The 15,567-nt window shown below is 54.6% G+C and carries 9 protein-coding genes; 5 read left to right on the top strand and 4 right to left on the bottom strand.

Annotation, left to right across the window (positions count from 1 at the left end; all coding sequences use genetic code 11):
• Positions 1 to 8 precede the first annotated feature (8 nt).
• Positions 9 to 1,598: a 1,4-alpha-glucan branching protein domain-containing protein gene (locus tag TREBR_RS08185; protein WP_013758718.1), complete on the top strand. Its 1,590-nt coding sequence runs from the start codon at positions 9 to 11 to the stop codon at positions 1,596 to 1,598.
• 91 nt (positions 1,599 to 1,689) lie between these two features.
• Here the strand turns inward: TREBR_RS08185 and TREBR_RS08180 are convergent, their stop codons facing one another.
• From TREBR_RS08180 to tmk, 4 genes are all read right to left on the bottom strand, one after another.
• A complete protein-coding gene (locus TREBR_RS08180) occupies positions 1,690 to 2,916 on the bottom strand; it encodes a cysteine desulfurase family protein (protein ID WP_013758717.1) in 1,227 nt (408 codons plus the stop codon).
• A gap of 15 nt (positions 2,917 to 2,931) precedes the next feature.
• The gene (locus TREBR_RS08175) at positions 2,932 to 4,092 is read right to left on the bottom strand and encodes a 3-dehydroquinate synthase (protein WP_013758716.1); all 1,161 of its coding nucleotides are present in this window, start codon (positions 4,090 to 4,092) and stop codon (positions 2,932 to 2,934) included.
• A 9-nt stretch (positions 4,093 to 4,101) separates the two neighbouring features.
• Positions 4,102 to 4,710: a hypothetical protein gene (locus TREBR_RS08170; RefSeq protein WP_041610752.1), complete on the bottom strand. Its 609-nt coding sequence runs from the start codon at positions 4,708 to 4,710 to the stop codon at positions 4,102 to 4,104.
• A 68-nt stretch (positions 4,711 to 4,778) separates the two neighbouring features.
• On the bottom strand, positions 4,779 to 5,405 hold the full coding sequence (gene tmk, locus TREBR_RS08165) for a dTMP kinase (protein WP_013758714.1): 627 nt from the start codon (positions 5,403 to 5,405) through the stop codon (positions 4,779 to 4,781).
• A 51-nt stretch (positions 5,406 to 5,456) separates the two neighbouring features.
• Here tmk and TREBR_RS08160 point away from each other — a divergent pair, with 51 nt between their 5' ends.
• Genes TREBR_RS08160 through mutS form a run of 4 tightly spaced genes read left to right on the top strand, consistent with a single transcriptional unit; the run spans position 5,457 to position 15,540 of the window.
• On the top strand, positions 5,457 to 9,926 hold the full coding sequence (locus TREBR_RS08160; protein ID WP_013758713.1) for a translocation/assembly module TamB domain-containing protein: 4,470 nt from the start codon (positions 5,457 to 5,459) through the stop codon (positions 9,924 to 9,926).
• Positions 9,927 to 9,938: 12 nt separating this feature from the next.
• Positions 9,939 to 12,365 carry an outer membrane protein assembly factor BamA gene (gene bamA / locus TREBR_RS08155; RefSeq protein ID WP_013758712.1) on the top strand — a complete coding sequence of 809 codons (2,427 nt, stop codon included), beginning with the start codon at positions 9,939 to 9,941 and terminating at the stop codon, positions 12,363 to 12,365.
• 11 nt (positions 12,366 to 12,376) lie between these two features.
• Complete coding sequence (locus TREBR_RS08150) at positions 12,377 to 12,898, top strand: OmpH/Skp family outer membrane protein (RefSeq protein WP_013758711.1); 522 nt, start codon at positions 12,377 to 12,379, stop codon at positions 12,896 to 12,898.
• An 8-nt stretch (positions 12,899 to 12,906) separates the two neighbouring features.
• Positions 12,907 to 15,540, top strand: coding sequence for a DNA mismatch repair protein MutS (gene mutS / locus TREBR_RS08145; protein ID WP_013758710.1), 2,634 nt, complete (start codon positions 12,907 to 12,909; stop codon positions 15,538 to 15,540).
• Positions 15,541 to 15,567: the final 27 nt, after the last annotated feature.

Raw genomic sequence — 15,567 nt, 5'->3', positions numbered from 1 at the left:
GGAATATTATGCCAAAAAAATCGTTTGTTATTACGCTTGTTGCCCATCAAGGTTATATCCGCCGTACCGACGGCGATTCGTTCGGGCGCCCTGAGAATGAATTGTTATTTCTTGCAATTTCCGAAACGTACATTCCGCTGCTGAATATGTTTGAGTCGCTCGATACGGACGCCGTTCCGTTCAAGCTTTCAATGGTTATTACGCCGACGCTCTGTTCGCTGCTTTCCGATACCGCCGTTATAAACCGATACGTGGACTGGCTCGACCGGTCGATCGTGCTCGGAGAAAAGGAACTGACCCGGAACGCGTCGGATACCGGCCGCAAAAAGCAGGCGCAGCGGTGCCTTGATCGGGTCCGTAAAACCCGTCAGGATTTTATCGAAGTATATAAACGCGATTTGCTGAGCGCTTTCAGATATTACGCCGATCGGGGCAACGTCGAATTGCTGGCGACCGCCGCGACTTACGCGTTTTTGCCGCATTACGCCGATTTGCCCGAGGCCGTCAACGCCCAGATAGAAACCGGCGTTCAGGCGCACCGGCACTTTTTCGGCGTCGTACCGGAAGGTTTTTGGCTGCCGTACATGGGGTTTTCTTCCGGCCTCGAACAAGTGCTGCGCGGATACGGGTTCGATTACACGGTGCTTAACTCTCACGGCGTTCTGTTCGCTGACCCGCTGCCGGAAAAGGGAATTTTCGCTCCGGTGCGCTGCGGTAATTCGTTCGCACTTTTTGCGCGCGACGATGCGTCGGAAGACGAATTGACCGGTCCCGGCGGCTTTATGTACAATCCCGTGTACCGCGATCCGAACCGCGACGTGGCGTTTGAAGCGTCCGTCGGCGATCTGGACGGATTTTTGGAAGCCGACGGGACGCGGATTTCTTCCGGATACGCGTATTGGAACCGAAACGAATCGGCCGGCGGCTGCTGGTATGATTGTGAAGCCGCGGCAAAACAGGCCGCGTCGGATGCGAAGTCGTTTTTTGCCGGAAAAATCGGAAAACTCGCCGCGGCGGAAAAGCTGCTTCCGGGACATGATGTCAGCCTTGTCTGCGCGTTTGATGCGAAAATTTTGGGACAAAGTTGGGCTGAAGGCGTTTCGTGGCTTGAACAGGTGTTCCGCATCGCCGCGTCGCAGTCGGACGTCCGCATCGGGTCGTACGCGGATCTGCTTACGAATCGGTTCGACTTACAAAAATTGAAACCGTTCATGTCGGCCGCGACCGGAACCGGTTACGGTGAAAATATGCTCGACAGCTCGAACGGCTGGATTCTGCAGTATTCGCGAAAAGCGTGCGAACGCATGATGTATCTTGCGGACCGGTTTCCCGACGACACGGGACTGAAAGCCCGCGCGCTCAATCTTGCCGCGAAAGAAGTTCTGCTGGCGCAGTCGGGCGATTGGCCTTCCATGCTGCACGACCGGTTGTTTTCCGAGTACGCGCAGGAACAAGTTAAGAAAAACGTGCTCGCGTTTACGACGGTCTACGATTCGCTGGGGGCGAACACCATCAGCACCGAATGGCTCACGTCTATGGAACAGGAACATCCGCTGTTTCCGTGGATGAATTACCGCGTGTTCAGCAAAAAAAAATAAGCGGATCGGCGCGTTCCTCTATTTTGCAAAACGGCGCGTTCCGCAAATCGGTTCCGTTCGACAGCAGCGTAATCGCTTACGGCGCGTTCCTCTATTTTGCAAAACGGCGTGCGATTTCCGCTGCCGCGTCGACGAGCGCGTCCATGTCCGCTTGCCGCGTGCGGGTACCGAACGAAAATCTGACGGCGTTCGCTGCCTGTGCCTTGGGCACGCCCATCGCTTCAAGAATCGGGCGGCTCATTTTTCGGGCCGAACAGGCGGAACCCGTTGAAATGTAAAAATCCTTTTCCGCAAGCGCCCGCACCATAACCTCACCGGGGACGTTTTTAAAGCTTGCCTGTACGACCCAAGGCGAATAGCAGCCGTCGTTTTCCGTACCGCCGGCCGGTTTCCGTTCCCTGCATTCCGGAACGATCGAGCAGCCGGGTATTGCCGACAGCGCCGTTACGAACGCGCTCGTATATTCGCACTGCGCATCGTAGCGTTCAAGCGCGGCGGCGTTTTCCGGCCGTTTGGCGCCGGAAGTTCCCGGTTCGCACAGATAATACCGTTCCATGCATCGTGAAAGTGCCCAGGCGCCGGCAAGATTTTCCGTACCGCTGCGGATGCCCTGTTCCTGTCCGCCTCCGCGCAGAAACGGTTCCAGGCGCTGTGCGAGGTACAATGCGCCGATACCGCGCGGGCCGCCTATTTTATGGGCGCTGAACGCCGCGCTGTCGATTCCCTTATATGAAACGTTGAACGGTATCTTGCCCGCAGCCTGCACGCAGTCGACGTGCAGTTTCGCGCGGCGCTTTCCGGTTTCCGCGGCCCGCGCGGCCAGGACGTCTGCGATCCGGTACACCGGCTGCACCGCGCCGGTTTCGTTGTTCACTGCCATGATGCAGACGAGCACCGTGTCGTCGGTGAGCGCGCCGGCGACGGCTTGCGCCGTGACGATTCCCCGATTGTCCGGTTTGACCGTCCGTATGTTCCAGCCGCAGCGTGCGAGCATCTGCGCCTGTTCGCGGATCGCCGGATGTTCAATTTCACTGATCAGCACCGTCGCCGGCGACGGCCGCTGCAGCAGCGCGAGCAGCGGAATGTGGTCGGCTTCGGTTCCGCCGGAAGTAAAAAACACGGTGTCCGGCCGTACGCCGAGTACGGCGGCCGCCCGTTCGCGCGCTTCGGTCAGTTTTTTTTTGGCTTCAATGCCCGCGCGGTGCACGCTCGACGGGTTCGCAAAATAGGTAAGGGACAGCTCCGTCGCTTCCCGTATGATGTCTTCATCGGCCGGTGCGGTCGCCGCCCAGTCGAAATATCCCGATACGTTTTGCATGATTCGCTCCAACCGCTACGCGCCGAGTACGGCGGCAATATCGGCTTCCGCCGCTTCTTGGACGACGGTACTGTTCATGTCGCGCTGCAAAATGCAGCGGATGGCGCCCGGCGTGTTCTTTTTGTCTTTTTTCATCGCTTCGATCAGCGCCGCAGCCGTTTGCGCCGCCGTCCGCCCGGAGCCGGAAAGTGCCGAATGTACCGGAGCCGTTTCCCAGCCGTAAGAAGCGAGCACCGCGCAGACTTCGTCGCGGTATTCGGCACTGCACAGGCCGAGTCTGTGCGACAAATCGAGTGCGCGCGCCATTCCCCAGCCGACGGCGTCTCCGTGGCTGACCGTTCCGAGACCCGCGCACGTTTCGAGCGCGTGAGCGAACGTATGGCCGAAGTTGAGCTGCATCCGCAGTCCCGTTTCCGTCAAATCTTTTTCAACGATATTCGCTTTCGCAATTACGCACCGTTTTATCAGCTGGCGGACAACGTCCGTGTCCCGTCTCATGACGGCGTCTTTTTGCCGTTCAAGAATATCGAACAGTTTCGGCGCGTAGAGCAAGCCCGTTTTAACGGTTTCTGCGAGTCCCGAACGGTATTCGCTTTCCGGCAGTAACGGTATGAATTCGCTGTACATGCGCAGCCGGGCTGCGGGGTAGAACGTTCCTATCATGTTTTTGTACGCTTCAAAATCGCAGCCCGTTTTGCCGCCGACGGCCGCGTCGACCATTGCGAGCAGCGTGGTCGGCACCAGTTCGAGCCGGGCGCCCCGCTTGAAAAGGGAAGCGGCGAACGCGGTCATGTCGCACACGACGCCGCCGCCTATTCCGGTAAAAACGCTCGACCGCTGGAGGTTGTTTTCAAGCGCCGCCCGGATAATGGCGAGCACGCTTTCAATCGTTTTATACGGTTCTCCCGCGCCGAGTACCAGAAGCGCGTCGTTTCCGCTCAGATATGTCTTTCCCGCGCGCGGCGGTTCCTGTGTGAAGGCGGCGGTAAAATCCTTGAGCAGCGGCAGGGACGCGACCGTCTCGTCGGTAACGAACAGGCGCGGTTCCGCCGATTTTCCCGGTGCGTACGCATCGGCGAACGCGTGCGAATCGGTGTCGCCGCAGAATACTATGTCGGTTTTATCCGTTCCCGGATGAACGGCGGTATACGTTATTGAAAATGTGTCTTGTGTCATGCGGACATTTTAATACGTTTTGTCGTCCATTGCAAGGAAGGTTTCTTTTACTTTTGCGAGTCGCGCCAGTTCCCGGTTGAGAATCTTTTCATAATCGAGTTTTCCGGCTGCGATGCGCTCCCGTTCGTCTTCCCAATTCTGAACGTCGGTAAGATACAGAAAACGGAAGCTGCCTGCGTCGGCTTTTTCGGCCCATACCGAAGCTTCTTTCCAGTAATACAATCCGGCGCGGTACGCGCTTTCGGCCTTTTCAAGGTCGCGCAGATATTCTTCTTTCCAAGGCGCGTCGTAAAAATAGGCGACTTGTTTATCCCAGGTGCGCCCGAGCCGCATGTGCTGTTCGATCAGTTTCAAATTTATATGCATCATAAACAGATAGCGGTATTTTTCCCAGTCGCGCTCGTCGGTTATTTTTGCAAGCGCGTACTGCGGATTGCAGAAATCGGCCGCCGCGGCTTTTTCAAGCCAATAAATGTTTTCCAGTACGTCGTCGGGATATTGCTGATAATGGACGTGGAACAGATTGTAGTATTGTTCCTTATAGGTTACGAAGTACGGAAACGCCGGCTGCACGCAAAAACAGCACGCGAGTACAAGCGCGGTAAACCGTGCGGTCAGCGTGCGGCGTGCGGAAAAAACACCTGCCGGCGGTGTTCGTTGCTGAAAGCGAAAGTACGGAAACTTTTTCACGTATTTAATATCGGCATGTTCCGCAGAATGCTCCAGATATTTTCGGAGACTTCCGCGACGGATTCGGAGGCGTCGAGTCTGGTAATTTTCATGCCCGTCCCGACTGCCGTTTTTTCATATTCGCCGATGATGCGCTCGTATTCGGCCGCCGTTTTTTCAAGAAATTCCCGTTTTTCGTAAATTTCGGTAACGCTGCGGCCGGTAATTCGGTTTAAAGAAACGGACGGTTCGATATCAAAATAAAACAGGTATTCGGGTAAGGGAAACGATTCGTTCAGCTTTGCCGGCAGCTCCCTGCCGCATTCAGCCGACTGGTATGCCAGACTGGAAAAGAAATAACGATCGGAGACGACGATTCCGCCGTCCGCGCAGGTTTGCAGTATGCCGTCCTGCGCGTGCACGTGTTCGTAGCGATCGGCTGCGAACAGGTACGCCATCGTGCCCGGCGTCAGCCGTTCGTCTCCGCGCAAAAGGGTACGCAGAAATCTGCCGGTGGCGAGGGACGTCGGTTCGGCTGTGAACAGGGTGCCGGGATTCGGCAGTTTGTTTTTGAGCAGCGCAATTTGGGTAGAGGTACCCGAGCCGTCGATGCCTTCAAATACGATAAAATTATGTAATACCATGCGGATGACCTACCCTTTTTTCCGAAAATTTACTATAGTAGAAAGAAACATATGAAGTCGCAGATCGTCAAAATCAGTATCTCGAGCGTTCTCTTTATCGCGCTGTTGTTTACCGCATTGATACTGGTTCGTCCGCTGTGCGTCGCGTTCGAGCGGCAGCTGACCGACTACCGTACGACCGCGCTTCGTCTGCTGGAAGAAAAAACGGGGCTGCGTTTGTCGTATGCTTCGATTTCTCCATCTATTTTATCGGCGTTCAAAATAAAAGGTGTAGCGTTTTATGATGCGGAAACCGGTGTTCCGGTTCTCGAAATCGACCGGGCGGTGCTGTCGTATAAAATAGGAGCTCTGCTGCGCGGCCGTTTCGACACGGCGTTTACCAAACTGACGGTCAACGGAATCGCCCTCGAATACGACGCGATGATAAATTACCGGATCATCGAAAAACTGCTGGCGCTCGTTTCGTCGCGGACGGAAACGGAAACGCAGCAGTCGCCGGTCGTATCAGGAGCCTTCAATCTGTCGATTCCGTTCGATATAGAAGTCAAAAATATTTCTCTGCATTACAGCGATGCGTCGGTTGACGCCCGCGTCGTGTTTAAATCCGCCGACATCAAAAGTATGCAGCAGGGCAGTCTGCTGTCCGTTTCGGTGAACGCGAAGGCGTCGGCGGTGCTTTCCGCCGCGCTGCTTGCAAAGCTGCCGGCGAAAGTCGCTTCCGCTCTGGGGCCGGTGTCCGCGTCGTTTCAGTTCGACGCGGCCGTTACGCCCGATCTCGACGGCAGTTCCGCCAAAATAAAAGTGCTTTCGCTCAACAGCGGCAGTTACAGTTTGGCGCGAACGGGATTGTTCGCGGAGTATAAAGACGGTTCGGTTAAGCTGGCCTCGATGCAGAACGCGCTGCCGTTTTTTGTAAACATGGAAATTACGCCTGATACCGGAGATTTTGCCGTCCGCGTCGAAACGGATAATTTCGATCCGTTCACCTGGATAGGCGTAAAAAGCGCGCCGCCGATTGTCAATCGGATACGGGGATCCCTGATTTCGGGATTGTACGAGTTTTCATATTCGGGCGACAGCCGTTCCTTTCAGTATCGGGCGGCGGGACACACGCGACTGAGCGCACGCCTCGTACCGGGTGATATGACGGTTGCGTACGAAGTTTCGGGAGACAAAACGGACGTCGCGCTCCGTTCCGTCCGGGTAACGTCGCGGTCGGCCGAATTTTCGATGGAGGGTTCGTTCCATATTCCCACGCTGCAGCCGAGCGGCACCGCGTTTCTGGATCATTACGTGTTGCCGAACGGCGGAACGGTGAGCGCGGAATTGTATATCGATCCGCTCGAACGCGGTTTCATGTGCTTCGTTCCGCAGCTGTATCTGGACGACCGCAGTTTTACCGCTTTGCAGCTGACCGTTATTCCCGATCCGAAAACGAAGTCCGCCGATTTTTCATTTGAAGTATCGGACTATTCGCACGCAGATTTTGAAGCGCCCGGAGTTCTGACGCTCGACGGCAGTTTTATCGGCGGAGAAACGCCGTACGTGCAGTCCCGTATCAGTATCAGCAATTTTTTTCTTGATACGGCGATAACTGCCGGTGCGTTTTTCATGAACCGGCAGACGCAGGACTCGCTGCGTTCCGCCGCCGCTTTCCTTTCGCCGTACGTTCTGACGAACGAGTTTTACGTAGCGACCGATTTTTCGACGGTAACGTACAACGTGCCGTATTCGATTATAGCGAACACGGTGCGCGATCAGGAATTTTTGGTGTTTTCGGTAACCGGAAACGAGTCGAGCGTGCACGTTTCAAAATTCGATTTGCTGTACGCGGGGCAGTCCGTGCAGGCTTCGTTTGATGCGGATATAGCGGACGATTTTTACGATATGTTCTTTACGGCGGATTTGGCGGTAAACTCGATTCCGTATTCGCTGTCCGGTTCGTTCGTTCCCGGATCCTGGATCGGCGTTACGGGCGATTACGGATTGGACGCGGCGTTCACGTTCGGGTCTTCGGTTCAGAACCGCGGCGTGTCCGGTTCGCTGAAAATGGATAATCTGCCGCTCGCGCTGGGAAAATCGGTACTGTCCGTGTCGCTCGATACGGCGATCAATTTTCCGTATATGGATTCGTTCACCGTCGACGTGAACCGTTTCGAGCTTACCGAAGCGACGAACCGTTTGGGCTTTGCGCCTCACGTCAGTTTGAGCGGCCAGATCAACCGGTTCGGCTTTATGCTGAATTCGCTCGGCTATTCGGACACCGTGTCCCTTTTGGAAGGATCGGGCGGTATCATGTGGAATTTGTCCGAATCGGGACTCGATTCGGCTTCGCTCGATATTGCACTGTCAAATCCGCTTTCCAGCGAAGCGTACTCGGTGAACGCGACGCTGTCCAATCCCGAGCATAAACCGTTTTCCGCCGCGTCCGTGTTGTCCGATTTTTATTTTTCGAGTCAGATTTCGGTTTCCTCATTTCCGATGGCGCGCGTGCGCAAACTGCAAAGTGCGGCCGACGTGTGCAGCGGTACGATCGTCGCGATGGGATCGCTTGAAAATCCGTTCGTTTCCGTGCAAGTCGATACGTCTTCCGTATCGGTCGGCGGCGTTCCCGTCGTTTTCAGCGGCGGCGCGCGGCTTGACGACGGAACGTTTTTCATCGATTCGGCGAACGTTTCGTACGGGCGGCATCACGTTTCGGACATCGCGGCCGATTTCGATGTCGCCTCTTTTGCCGGTTCGCTCACGGCGCGCTACGACGGCGCGCTTGCCACCGTGTATACGGTGGCCGCTCCGTTCAAAATAACGCTTTCCGGCGGCGACTCGGCGGAAAAGAGCGCCGGCATTCTTTCCGCGCTGAATGCGGGGGTCCCTGACGTTTTCGCCGTCGAACTGGAAGCGGAACTCGGCGGTTCCGTTTTTGAAACGCCCGAAACGGTCAAACTCAGTCTGCTGCGTTCTCCGGGACGGTTCGACATTTACTCGTCCGGCGATTTGGGCATAAACGGTTCGCTGTCCGACGGCGGCGCCGTTCTGCTGACGCTCGACGGCCGGTTTCCGCTGCACGGGACGGTTTCCGGCACCATTCGGGAAACGAATCTGGACGTCGATTTGCGGAACATGAGCGCGGATTTGGCTTCTTTCCGGAATCTGGTTTCGTTTCCGTTTATCACGCTGTACGGCGGCGCTTTGAGCGGAAACGCGCACGTCGGCGGTTTTGTTGCGGATCCGGAGTTCAGCGGCGTATTCAGAGTAAAAAACATGGATCTCAATTGTCCCGATTTCGTTACGGAACACATAACGGCTGCCGACGTGCGCATTGCGATCGTCGACAACGAACTGCGCATCGACAACACTGCGTTCAAAGTGAAAAACGGCAGCGTCGTGCTCGATTTGAGTCTGGTGCTCGATCGCTGGCGGCTCGATCATCTTTCGCTCGGCATCAAAACGCCGCAGAACGTGATGATTCCGGCAAATATTTCCGCGCCGCCGGTGAACGTCGTCGGTATGTCCACGTGCGATCTTTCCATTTACGTAACGCTCGACTCGGCGACGGTTTCCGGTTCGTTTTTTGCCGATAACGTTGAAGTTGCGATTTCGACCGACACGCTGGCGTCCAAAAGCGGCGCCGAACCGTCGACGTTCGACGTGAATCTCGATTTCAACGTTACGACCGGGCAGCGCGTACAAATCGTGTTCAGTCCGCTGCTGCGCGGTTTGGTGGAACCGAATACGGATCTGCTGTTCCAATACGATTCGGCTGCGTCCGATTTCGTGTTCAAGGGAGACGTCGTGCTGCGCGGCGGTGAAATTCTCTATTTGAGCAGGAATTTCTATCTGCGCGAAGGCCGCATCGTGTTTAACGAAATGAACGGTTCGTTTGATCCGCGGCTTACCGTCCGTGCGGAGATTCGCGAACGGGACGCGGAAGGCGAACCCGTCCGCATCATTTTGAGTGCGGAAAATCAGCGGCTCAGCGAATTCAATCCGACGTATTCGTCGTCTCCGCCCAAATCCGAATTGGAACTGATGTCGATGCTCGGCCAGGCGTTTACCGGCGACATCCGCAGCGGCTGGGACGCGCTGCTTACCGGCGTCGATTACGGTTTTCAGATATTTGCGCTCAGCAAGGTTGAAAACGCATTGCGTGATTTGCTGAATTTTGATATATTTTCTATACGTACGATGGGCGTGCAGAAAATTTTAAAACAATGGTTGAATGTCGGTTCCGACGGAAAAGTTCAAACGATCGGTAACTTATTCGACAATACGACTGTTTATATAGGTAAATATTTCGGCAGTTCGATTTATGCCGATGCGCTGCTTCATTTTACGTACGACGAATCGAGGACCTCTGGCGGCAATACGACCTCCGGATTGGTGTTCCAGCCTGAAATCGGTTTGGAAATGGATTCTCCGTTTGCAACGATACGGTGGAGCATCGCGCCGGAAATCGGTACGACGCAGCATTTGTGGGTACCGGCAACGTCGATCAGTTTGTCGTGGAAGTTCGTTTTTTAGGTAGGAGTATGTATGCGTAATAACCGCCGTTCCCGAATCGCGTTATTGGGTTTTATCGTTTCAGTGCTGATTTCCGCCGGGCTGTCCGCCCAGACGACGGACGCCTGGTATTACAATAAAAAAATCCGTTCAATAGATTTTGAAGGTTTGACGCACGTGACGAACCTCGAACTTTCCGGAGTAACGACTCCGTTTATCGGAAAGGGTTTTACCGACGCGCTGTACGGCGATTTGCTGAATAAAGTATACGCGCTCGACCTGTTTGAAGACATTTCACCGGTCGCGCTGCCCGGCGACGCCAAAGGCGATACGGTCGTTATCAAATTTACCGTTACCGAACGGCCGTTTATCAGTAAAATATCTTTTTCCGGCAATAAGCAGGTGCGTTCTTCGGAATTGAAAGAGGCGGTGTCCGTCAAGGAAAAAGACATTTACGTGTCGAGCAAAGTGCTGCTCGACGAACGGGCCGTACGCGACGTCTATCTTAAAAAAGGATACACGAACATACGGGTTTCTTCCGAAGCGAACGAGACCGATTCGGGCGTGGAAATCGTTTTCAACGTAAACGAAGGCCGTTCCACCGTCGTCAAAAGTATTTCCTTTATGGGGAACCAAGTGGTCGCGGCAAAAACGCTGAAAGGTCTGCTGGGCATGAAGGAAGCCGGCCTGTTCAACAAGGGCGCTTTTCAGGAAAGCCAGCTCGAGATTGACAAAAACGCCATTCTGACGTATTACAACAACCGCGGATATGCGGACGCCGCTATTCTCGACGTCGTCAGGACGACGACGTATAACGAAGAGAACAACAGCGACGAACTCGATATCCGTTTCGTCATTCAGGAAGGAACGCAGTATACGTTCGGCGGCGTTACGTTTACCGGAAACGTCATTTTTTCTTCTGAAACGCTCCGCGCGCTTGTAAAACTGCAGGACGGTGCGGTGTTCAATCAGACGAAATTTCAGGAAGGTATGTACGCCGTTACCGATTTGTACTACGAAAACGGGTATACGTCCAATTATTTCAATCCCGAAATGAGCAAAGATGCCGACGCAAAGCAGATTTCCGTCCGTTTTGTCATTATCGAGCGGCCGCGCAGTCATATTGAAAATATCATCATCAAGGGAAACACAAAGACGAAGGAGCACGTTATCCGCCGCGAGTTGCCGATTGAAACCGGTGATATTTTTTCCAAAGCCAAAGTAACGTCCGGGCTGCGCAATCTGTTCAACCTGCAGTTCTTTTCGGCAATCGTTCCCGATATCGTGTCCGGTTCGGAAGAAAATCTGGTGGATCTCATTCTGAACGTGGAAGAACAGTCTACGACGGCGATCGAGTTCGGCGTAACGTTTTCGGGTGTTGCCGATCCGAACGCATTCCCGGTTTCGCTGTTTTTCAATTGGAAAGATTCCAACGTGTTCGGTACGGGAAAAGCCATTTCGGCAAGTACCGTCATTTCTACGGACAATCAGTCGCTCAGTCTCAGCTACAGCGATTCCTGGTTTTTAGGTATGCCGGTCAGCGTCGGCGTCAGCGCGGAAGTCGCGCATTCTTCGCTGTCAGCGCTGCGCAAAATGTTTCTGCCCGACGGTACGCAGGACGACACGTCGTATTACATGAATTATGAAAAAGTGTCGATGAGTTTAAGCGCGTCGCTCGGCCGCCGCTGGGTTCCCGATTTTGCGATATTCTCCCTGTCGGGCGGTATCGTCGGCCAAGTGCTCCAAAATTTTTACGATGCCAATGTGTACATTCCCGTTGATTCGACGCTCGCTTCATATCACGGAAAATGGGGAATCCAAAACTCCGTGTGGGCGTCCGCTTCCGTGGATATGCGCGACGTCAGCTTTGATCCGTCGTCCGGCTGGTTCGCGAGCGAACGGGTCGCGTGGACGGGATTTTTTCCGCAGATAGAATCGGAATTTTTCTTCAGAAGCGACACGAAAGCCGAAGGCTATCTGACGCTGCTCAACGTGCCGGTGTCGGAAACCTGGAATCTTAAATTCGTTCTTGCGGGGCTTTCGACGCTGTCGTTTATCGAGCAGCTGCCCGGCAGCGAGCTCAGTTCAACCAACAAGTTGTACATAGACGGTATGTTTACCGGCCGCGGCTGGAGTTCCATTTACAATACGAATCGGACGAAGGCTTTGTGGAGCAACACCGTCGAGTTGCGTATGCCCGTTGCGCCCGGTATTTTTTCACTCGATTTTTTCTTCGACGCCGCCGCGCTCAAAGAGGATGCCGCCGATATGTTTACGTCGCTGAAGCTTGACGATTTCTATTTCAGTTTCGGCCCCGGATTCAGATTTTCGCTGCAGCAGTTTCCGCTGCGCCTGCTTTTGGCTAATACGTTCCAGATCAAAAACGGTTCCGTCGAATGGCGGAACGGTACGGGACCCGAATGGCAGTTCGTATTGTCGTTCAATCTCACGAATAGATAGTAGGTGTTTAAATGAAGAATAAGTACGTTGTGTGTGCGCTGGTTTGCTGCGCCGTGTTCTGCGCCGCGGGAGGCGCTCAGCAGATTACGAAATTCGGCGTCGTGGATACGGCGCGCGTGTATGAATCCTATTTCCGCGAAACCGGACCGGTTCGTAATTACGAAGCCAAACGCGCCGAATTTCAGGCTGAAATCAACAAGCAGACGGAGGCGCTGCGCGATCTGCAGTCGAAGAAGGCCGAATACCGCAAAAACGGCAACGAGTCCGCTGCCTTGAAGCTTGAAGCCGAAATTACGACTAAAACCGATATACTGAACGAATATACGAACGCGAAAAATATCGAACTGGAATCACTGAAACGGTCTTTGAAAACGTCCGACGATTTTTACCGGCGGCTGTACGCGACGCTTGAGCGGATTGCCGAAGCCGGCGGTTACAGCATGATTTTGAGTTTGCAGGAATCGAACGCGATTTTGTGGTACAGCCCGACGGTGGATGTTACCGACGAAGTTATCAGCGCGCTGGGATTGTAGCGGTGGCCATGGCTGAAGTTACTCCGATGATGCTTCAGTACCGGTCCATAAAAGAACAGCACCCGGACGACGTGCTGTTCTTCCGACTGGGCGACTTCTATGAAATGTTTGACGACGATGCGATCGAAGTATCGCGTCTGCTGAATTTGACGCTGACGCACCGCGCTTCGCAGCCTATGTGCGGTATTCCGTATCACGCGGCTAAGATCTATATCGCGCGTTTGCTCCGGCTCGGCAAAAAAATAGCGGTTTGCGAACAGGTGACGATGCCTTCGGGACCCCGTACGCTTGCCGAACGGAAAGTCGTTGAAATCATCACTCCCGGAACCGCGGTCGAAGAAGAATATCTTGACCGTTCGGCCAACAATTTTCTTGCGTCGTTATTCTGTGCGCACGGAAAAGCCGGGTTCGCGTATATCGACGTTACCACGTCGTCTTTTTCCGCAACCAGCTGGAATGCCGCCGATACGGCGGAAGAGTTTGCCAAAGAACTCGGCCGCTGCGCGCCGCGGGAACTGCTGCTGCCGCAGTCTCTGCGGGAAACGGCTGCGGTTCAGTCGGTGCTGGAGCGGTACGGTGATATCGCCGTGTCGTATTATCCCGATTGGCATTTTGCGGCGGAATTGTCGTATAAACGGCTGGTCTCACAGTTCCGCACGGTCAATCTTCGTTCGTTTTCACTGACGGAAGTATCTCCCGAAGTTCCGCCCGCCGGATTTTTGCTTGAATATCTTTCCCAAAACTCGAATTCTTCGCTGCCGCATATAACCGGAATCCGCGTATATCGGGACAGCGAATTCGTTATCATAGACGATTCTTCGCGCCGTAATCTTGAGCTCATTTCAAATTTGCGCGACGGTACGGCGCAGTATACGCTGCTCGAATCGGTGAATCACACGGTTACGGCGATGGGAAACCGCATGATCCGTTCGTGGCTGCTTTCACCGCTGACCGATTGTGCAAAAATCCGGGACCGGCAGCAGCGCGTCGCTTCGTTCGTCAGCCGCCGGGACGTGCTCAAATCCGTTCGAGCCGAGCTGGCTTCCATACTCGACGTCGAACGGCTTGCCGGCCGCATCGCCATGGACCGGGCGCATGCGAAAGACGTGCAGGCGCTGCGTGCGAGTCTTGAAGCGTGGCTGCGCGTGCGCGACTGCATGAGCCGACTGGAATTCGGCGGAGCCGATACCGCCGCCGCGAAACAGCTGATCGATATGATTCGGGACGCCATTCTCGAAGATCCGTCTACGGTGCTCACCGAAGGCCGCATGATCAAAGACGGCTGGTCGGCCGATTTGGACCATTACCGGCAAGTGCAGAACGATTTTAACGGTATTCTCGATTCGTACGTTGAAGAAGAAAAAGCGAAGACGGGCATTGCCAATTTGAAAGTTCGGTTTAATCGTCTGATCGGCTATTATATAGAAGTAACGCGCGGAAAGCTCGACAGTGTTCCGGAGCATTTCATTCTGCGCCGTTCTTTAGTCAACGGAGACCGCTACACGACCGTTCGGCTGCAGGAATTGGAACAGGAATTGAACTCCGCCGGTGAAAAGATTATCAATGAAGAAAAACGGCTGTTCCTTGAGATCCGCGATACCCTCAAGACGTCCGTTCCGTACCTGCTTACGGCGGCGGCGGAGATTGCCGGTATCGATGCGGCCGCTTCGTTTGCGCACGCGGCGGCACTGCACGAATGGGTTTGCCCTGAAGTAGACGGATCCGACGATTTTACGATTATCGGGGGACGCCATCCCGTCGTCGAGCTGCATTTGCCTGCCGGTGAATTCGTGCCGAACGATTCGTCTTTCGATACGGAAAAAAAGTTCGCTCTCATTACCGGGCCGAATATGGCCGGAAAAAGTACGTATTTGCGGCAGAACGCGCTGATCGTGCTTCTTGCGCAGACCGGATCGTTCGTGCCTGCGGAGAAAGCGCATATCGGCATCGTCGACAAGGTTTTCTGTCGTGTCGGTGCGTCCGACAATCTTGCCCGCGGAGAATCGACGTTTTTGGTCGAAATGACTGAAACCGCTCATATTTTACGATCCGCTACCCGGCGGAGTCTGGTCATTATGGACGAGGTGGGGCGCGGAACGTCTACCGAAGACGGTCTTTCCATTGCCTGGGCGGTATCCGAATATTTGCTGAATGCGCTGCGCTGCAAAACTCTGTTCGCAACGCATTATCACGAATTGACCAGAATGGAGCATCCGGCATTGCAGCAGCTGTGTCTGGAAGTGCTTGAACGGGAAGGGCAAGTCGTTTTCCTGAAAAAAATAAAGGCGGGCGCTACCGCCAATTCGTACGGTATCCACGTTGCGCAGCTTGCGGGCGTTCCCGGTCCGGTCATTTTGCGGGCGCGGGAATTGCTGTCGCGCATTCAGGCCGCGGCGGGAGCAGGTACGGAATTACACACGGAATCTCTTTCGGACGTTCCGGCTTCTGCGGGAACAGTTGCGCCGCCGCCCGATACGGCCGTTTTTTCTGATTCCGCCGCTCAAAAGCCGGTCGCGCCGGGACTGTTTTCCGATGAGGAGCTGATCCTTGACGAGATCCTGTCCGCCGAACCGGATTCGATGACGCCGCTTGAAGCTCTGCAGTGCGTTTCCCGCTGGAAAAAAGTGCTTTCCGGCCGATAAAATCCGATAAAAACTGCGCCGGTTCGT

Origin of the sequence: Treponema brennaborense DSM 12168 (genome assembly GCF_000212415.1) — a bacterium.
GTDB lineage: Bacteria > Spirochaetota > Spirochaetia > Treponematales > Treponemataceae > Treponema_F > Treponema_F brennaborense.
The sequence above is the reverse complement of the archived record's forward strand: the minus strand, read 5'-3'. Positions and strand labels throughout refer to the sequence as shown.

Excerpts from the sequence above, each read along its gene's own strand:
- TREBR_RS08185 (WP_013758718.1), top strand. The coding sequence starts at position 9 with ATGCCAAAAAAATCGTTTGTTATTACGCTTGTTGCCCATCAAGGTTAT.
- TREBR_RS08180 (WP_013758717.1), bottom strand. The coding sequence starts at position 2,916 with ATGCAAAACGTATCGGGATATTTCGACTGGGCGGCGACCGCACCGGCC.
- TREBR_RS08175 (WP_013758716.1), bottom strand. The coding sequence starts at position 4,092 with ATGACACAAGACACATTTTCAATAACGTATACCGCCGTTCATCCGGGA.
- tmk (WP_013758714.1), bottom strand. The coding sequence starts at position 5,405 with ATGGTATTACATAATTTTATCGTATTTGAAGGCATCGACGGCTCGGGT.
- TREBR_RS08160 (WP_013758713.1), top strand. The coding sequence starts at position 5,457 with ATGAAGTCGCAGATCGTCAAAATCAGTATCTCGAGCGTTCTCTTTATC.
- bamA (WP_013758712.1), top strand. The coding sequence starts at position 9,939 with ATGCGTAATAACCGCCGTTCCCGAATCGCGTTATTGGGTTTTATCGTT.
- TREBR_RS08150 (WP_013758711.1), top strand. The coding sequence starts at position 12,377 with ATGAAGAATAAGTACGTTGTGTGTGCGCTGGTTTGCTGCGCCGTGTTC.
- mutS (WP_013758710.1), top strand. The coding sequence starts at position 12,907 with ATGGCTGAAGTTACTCCGATGATGCTTCAGTACCGGTCCATAAAAGAA.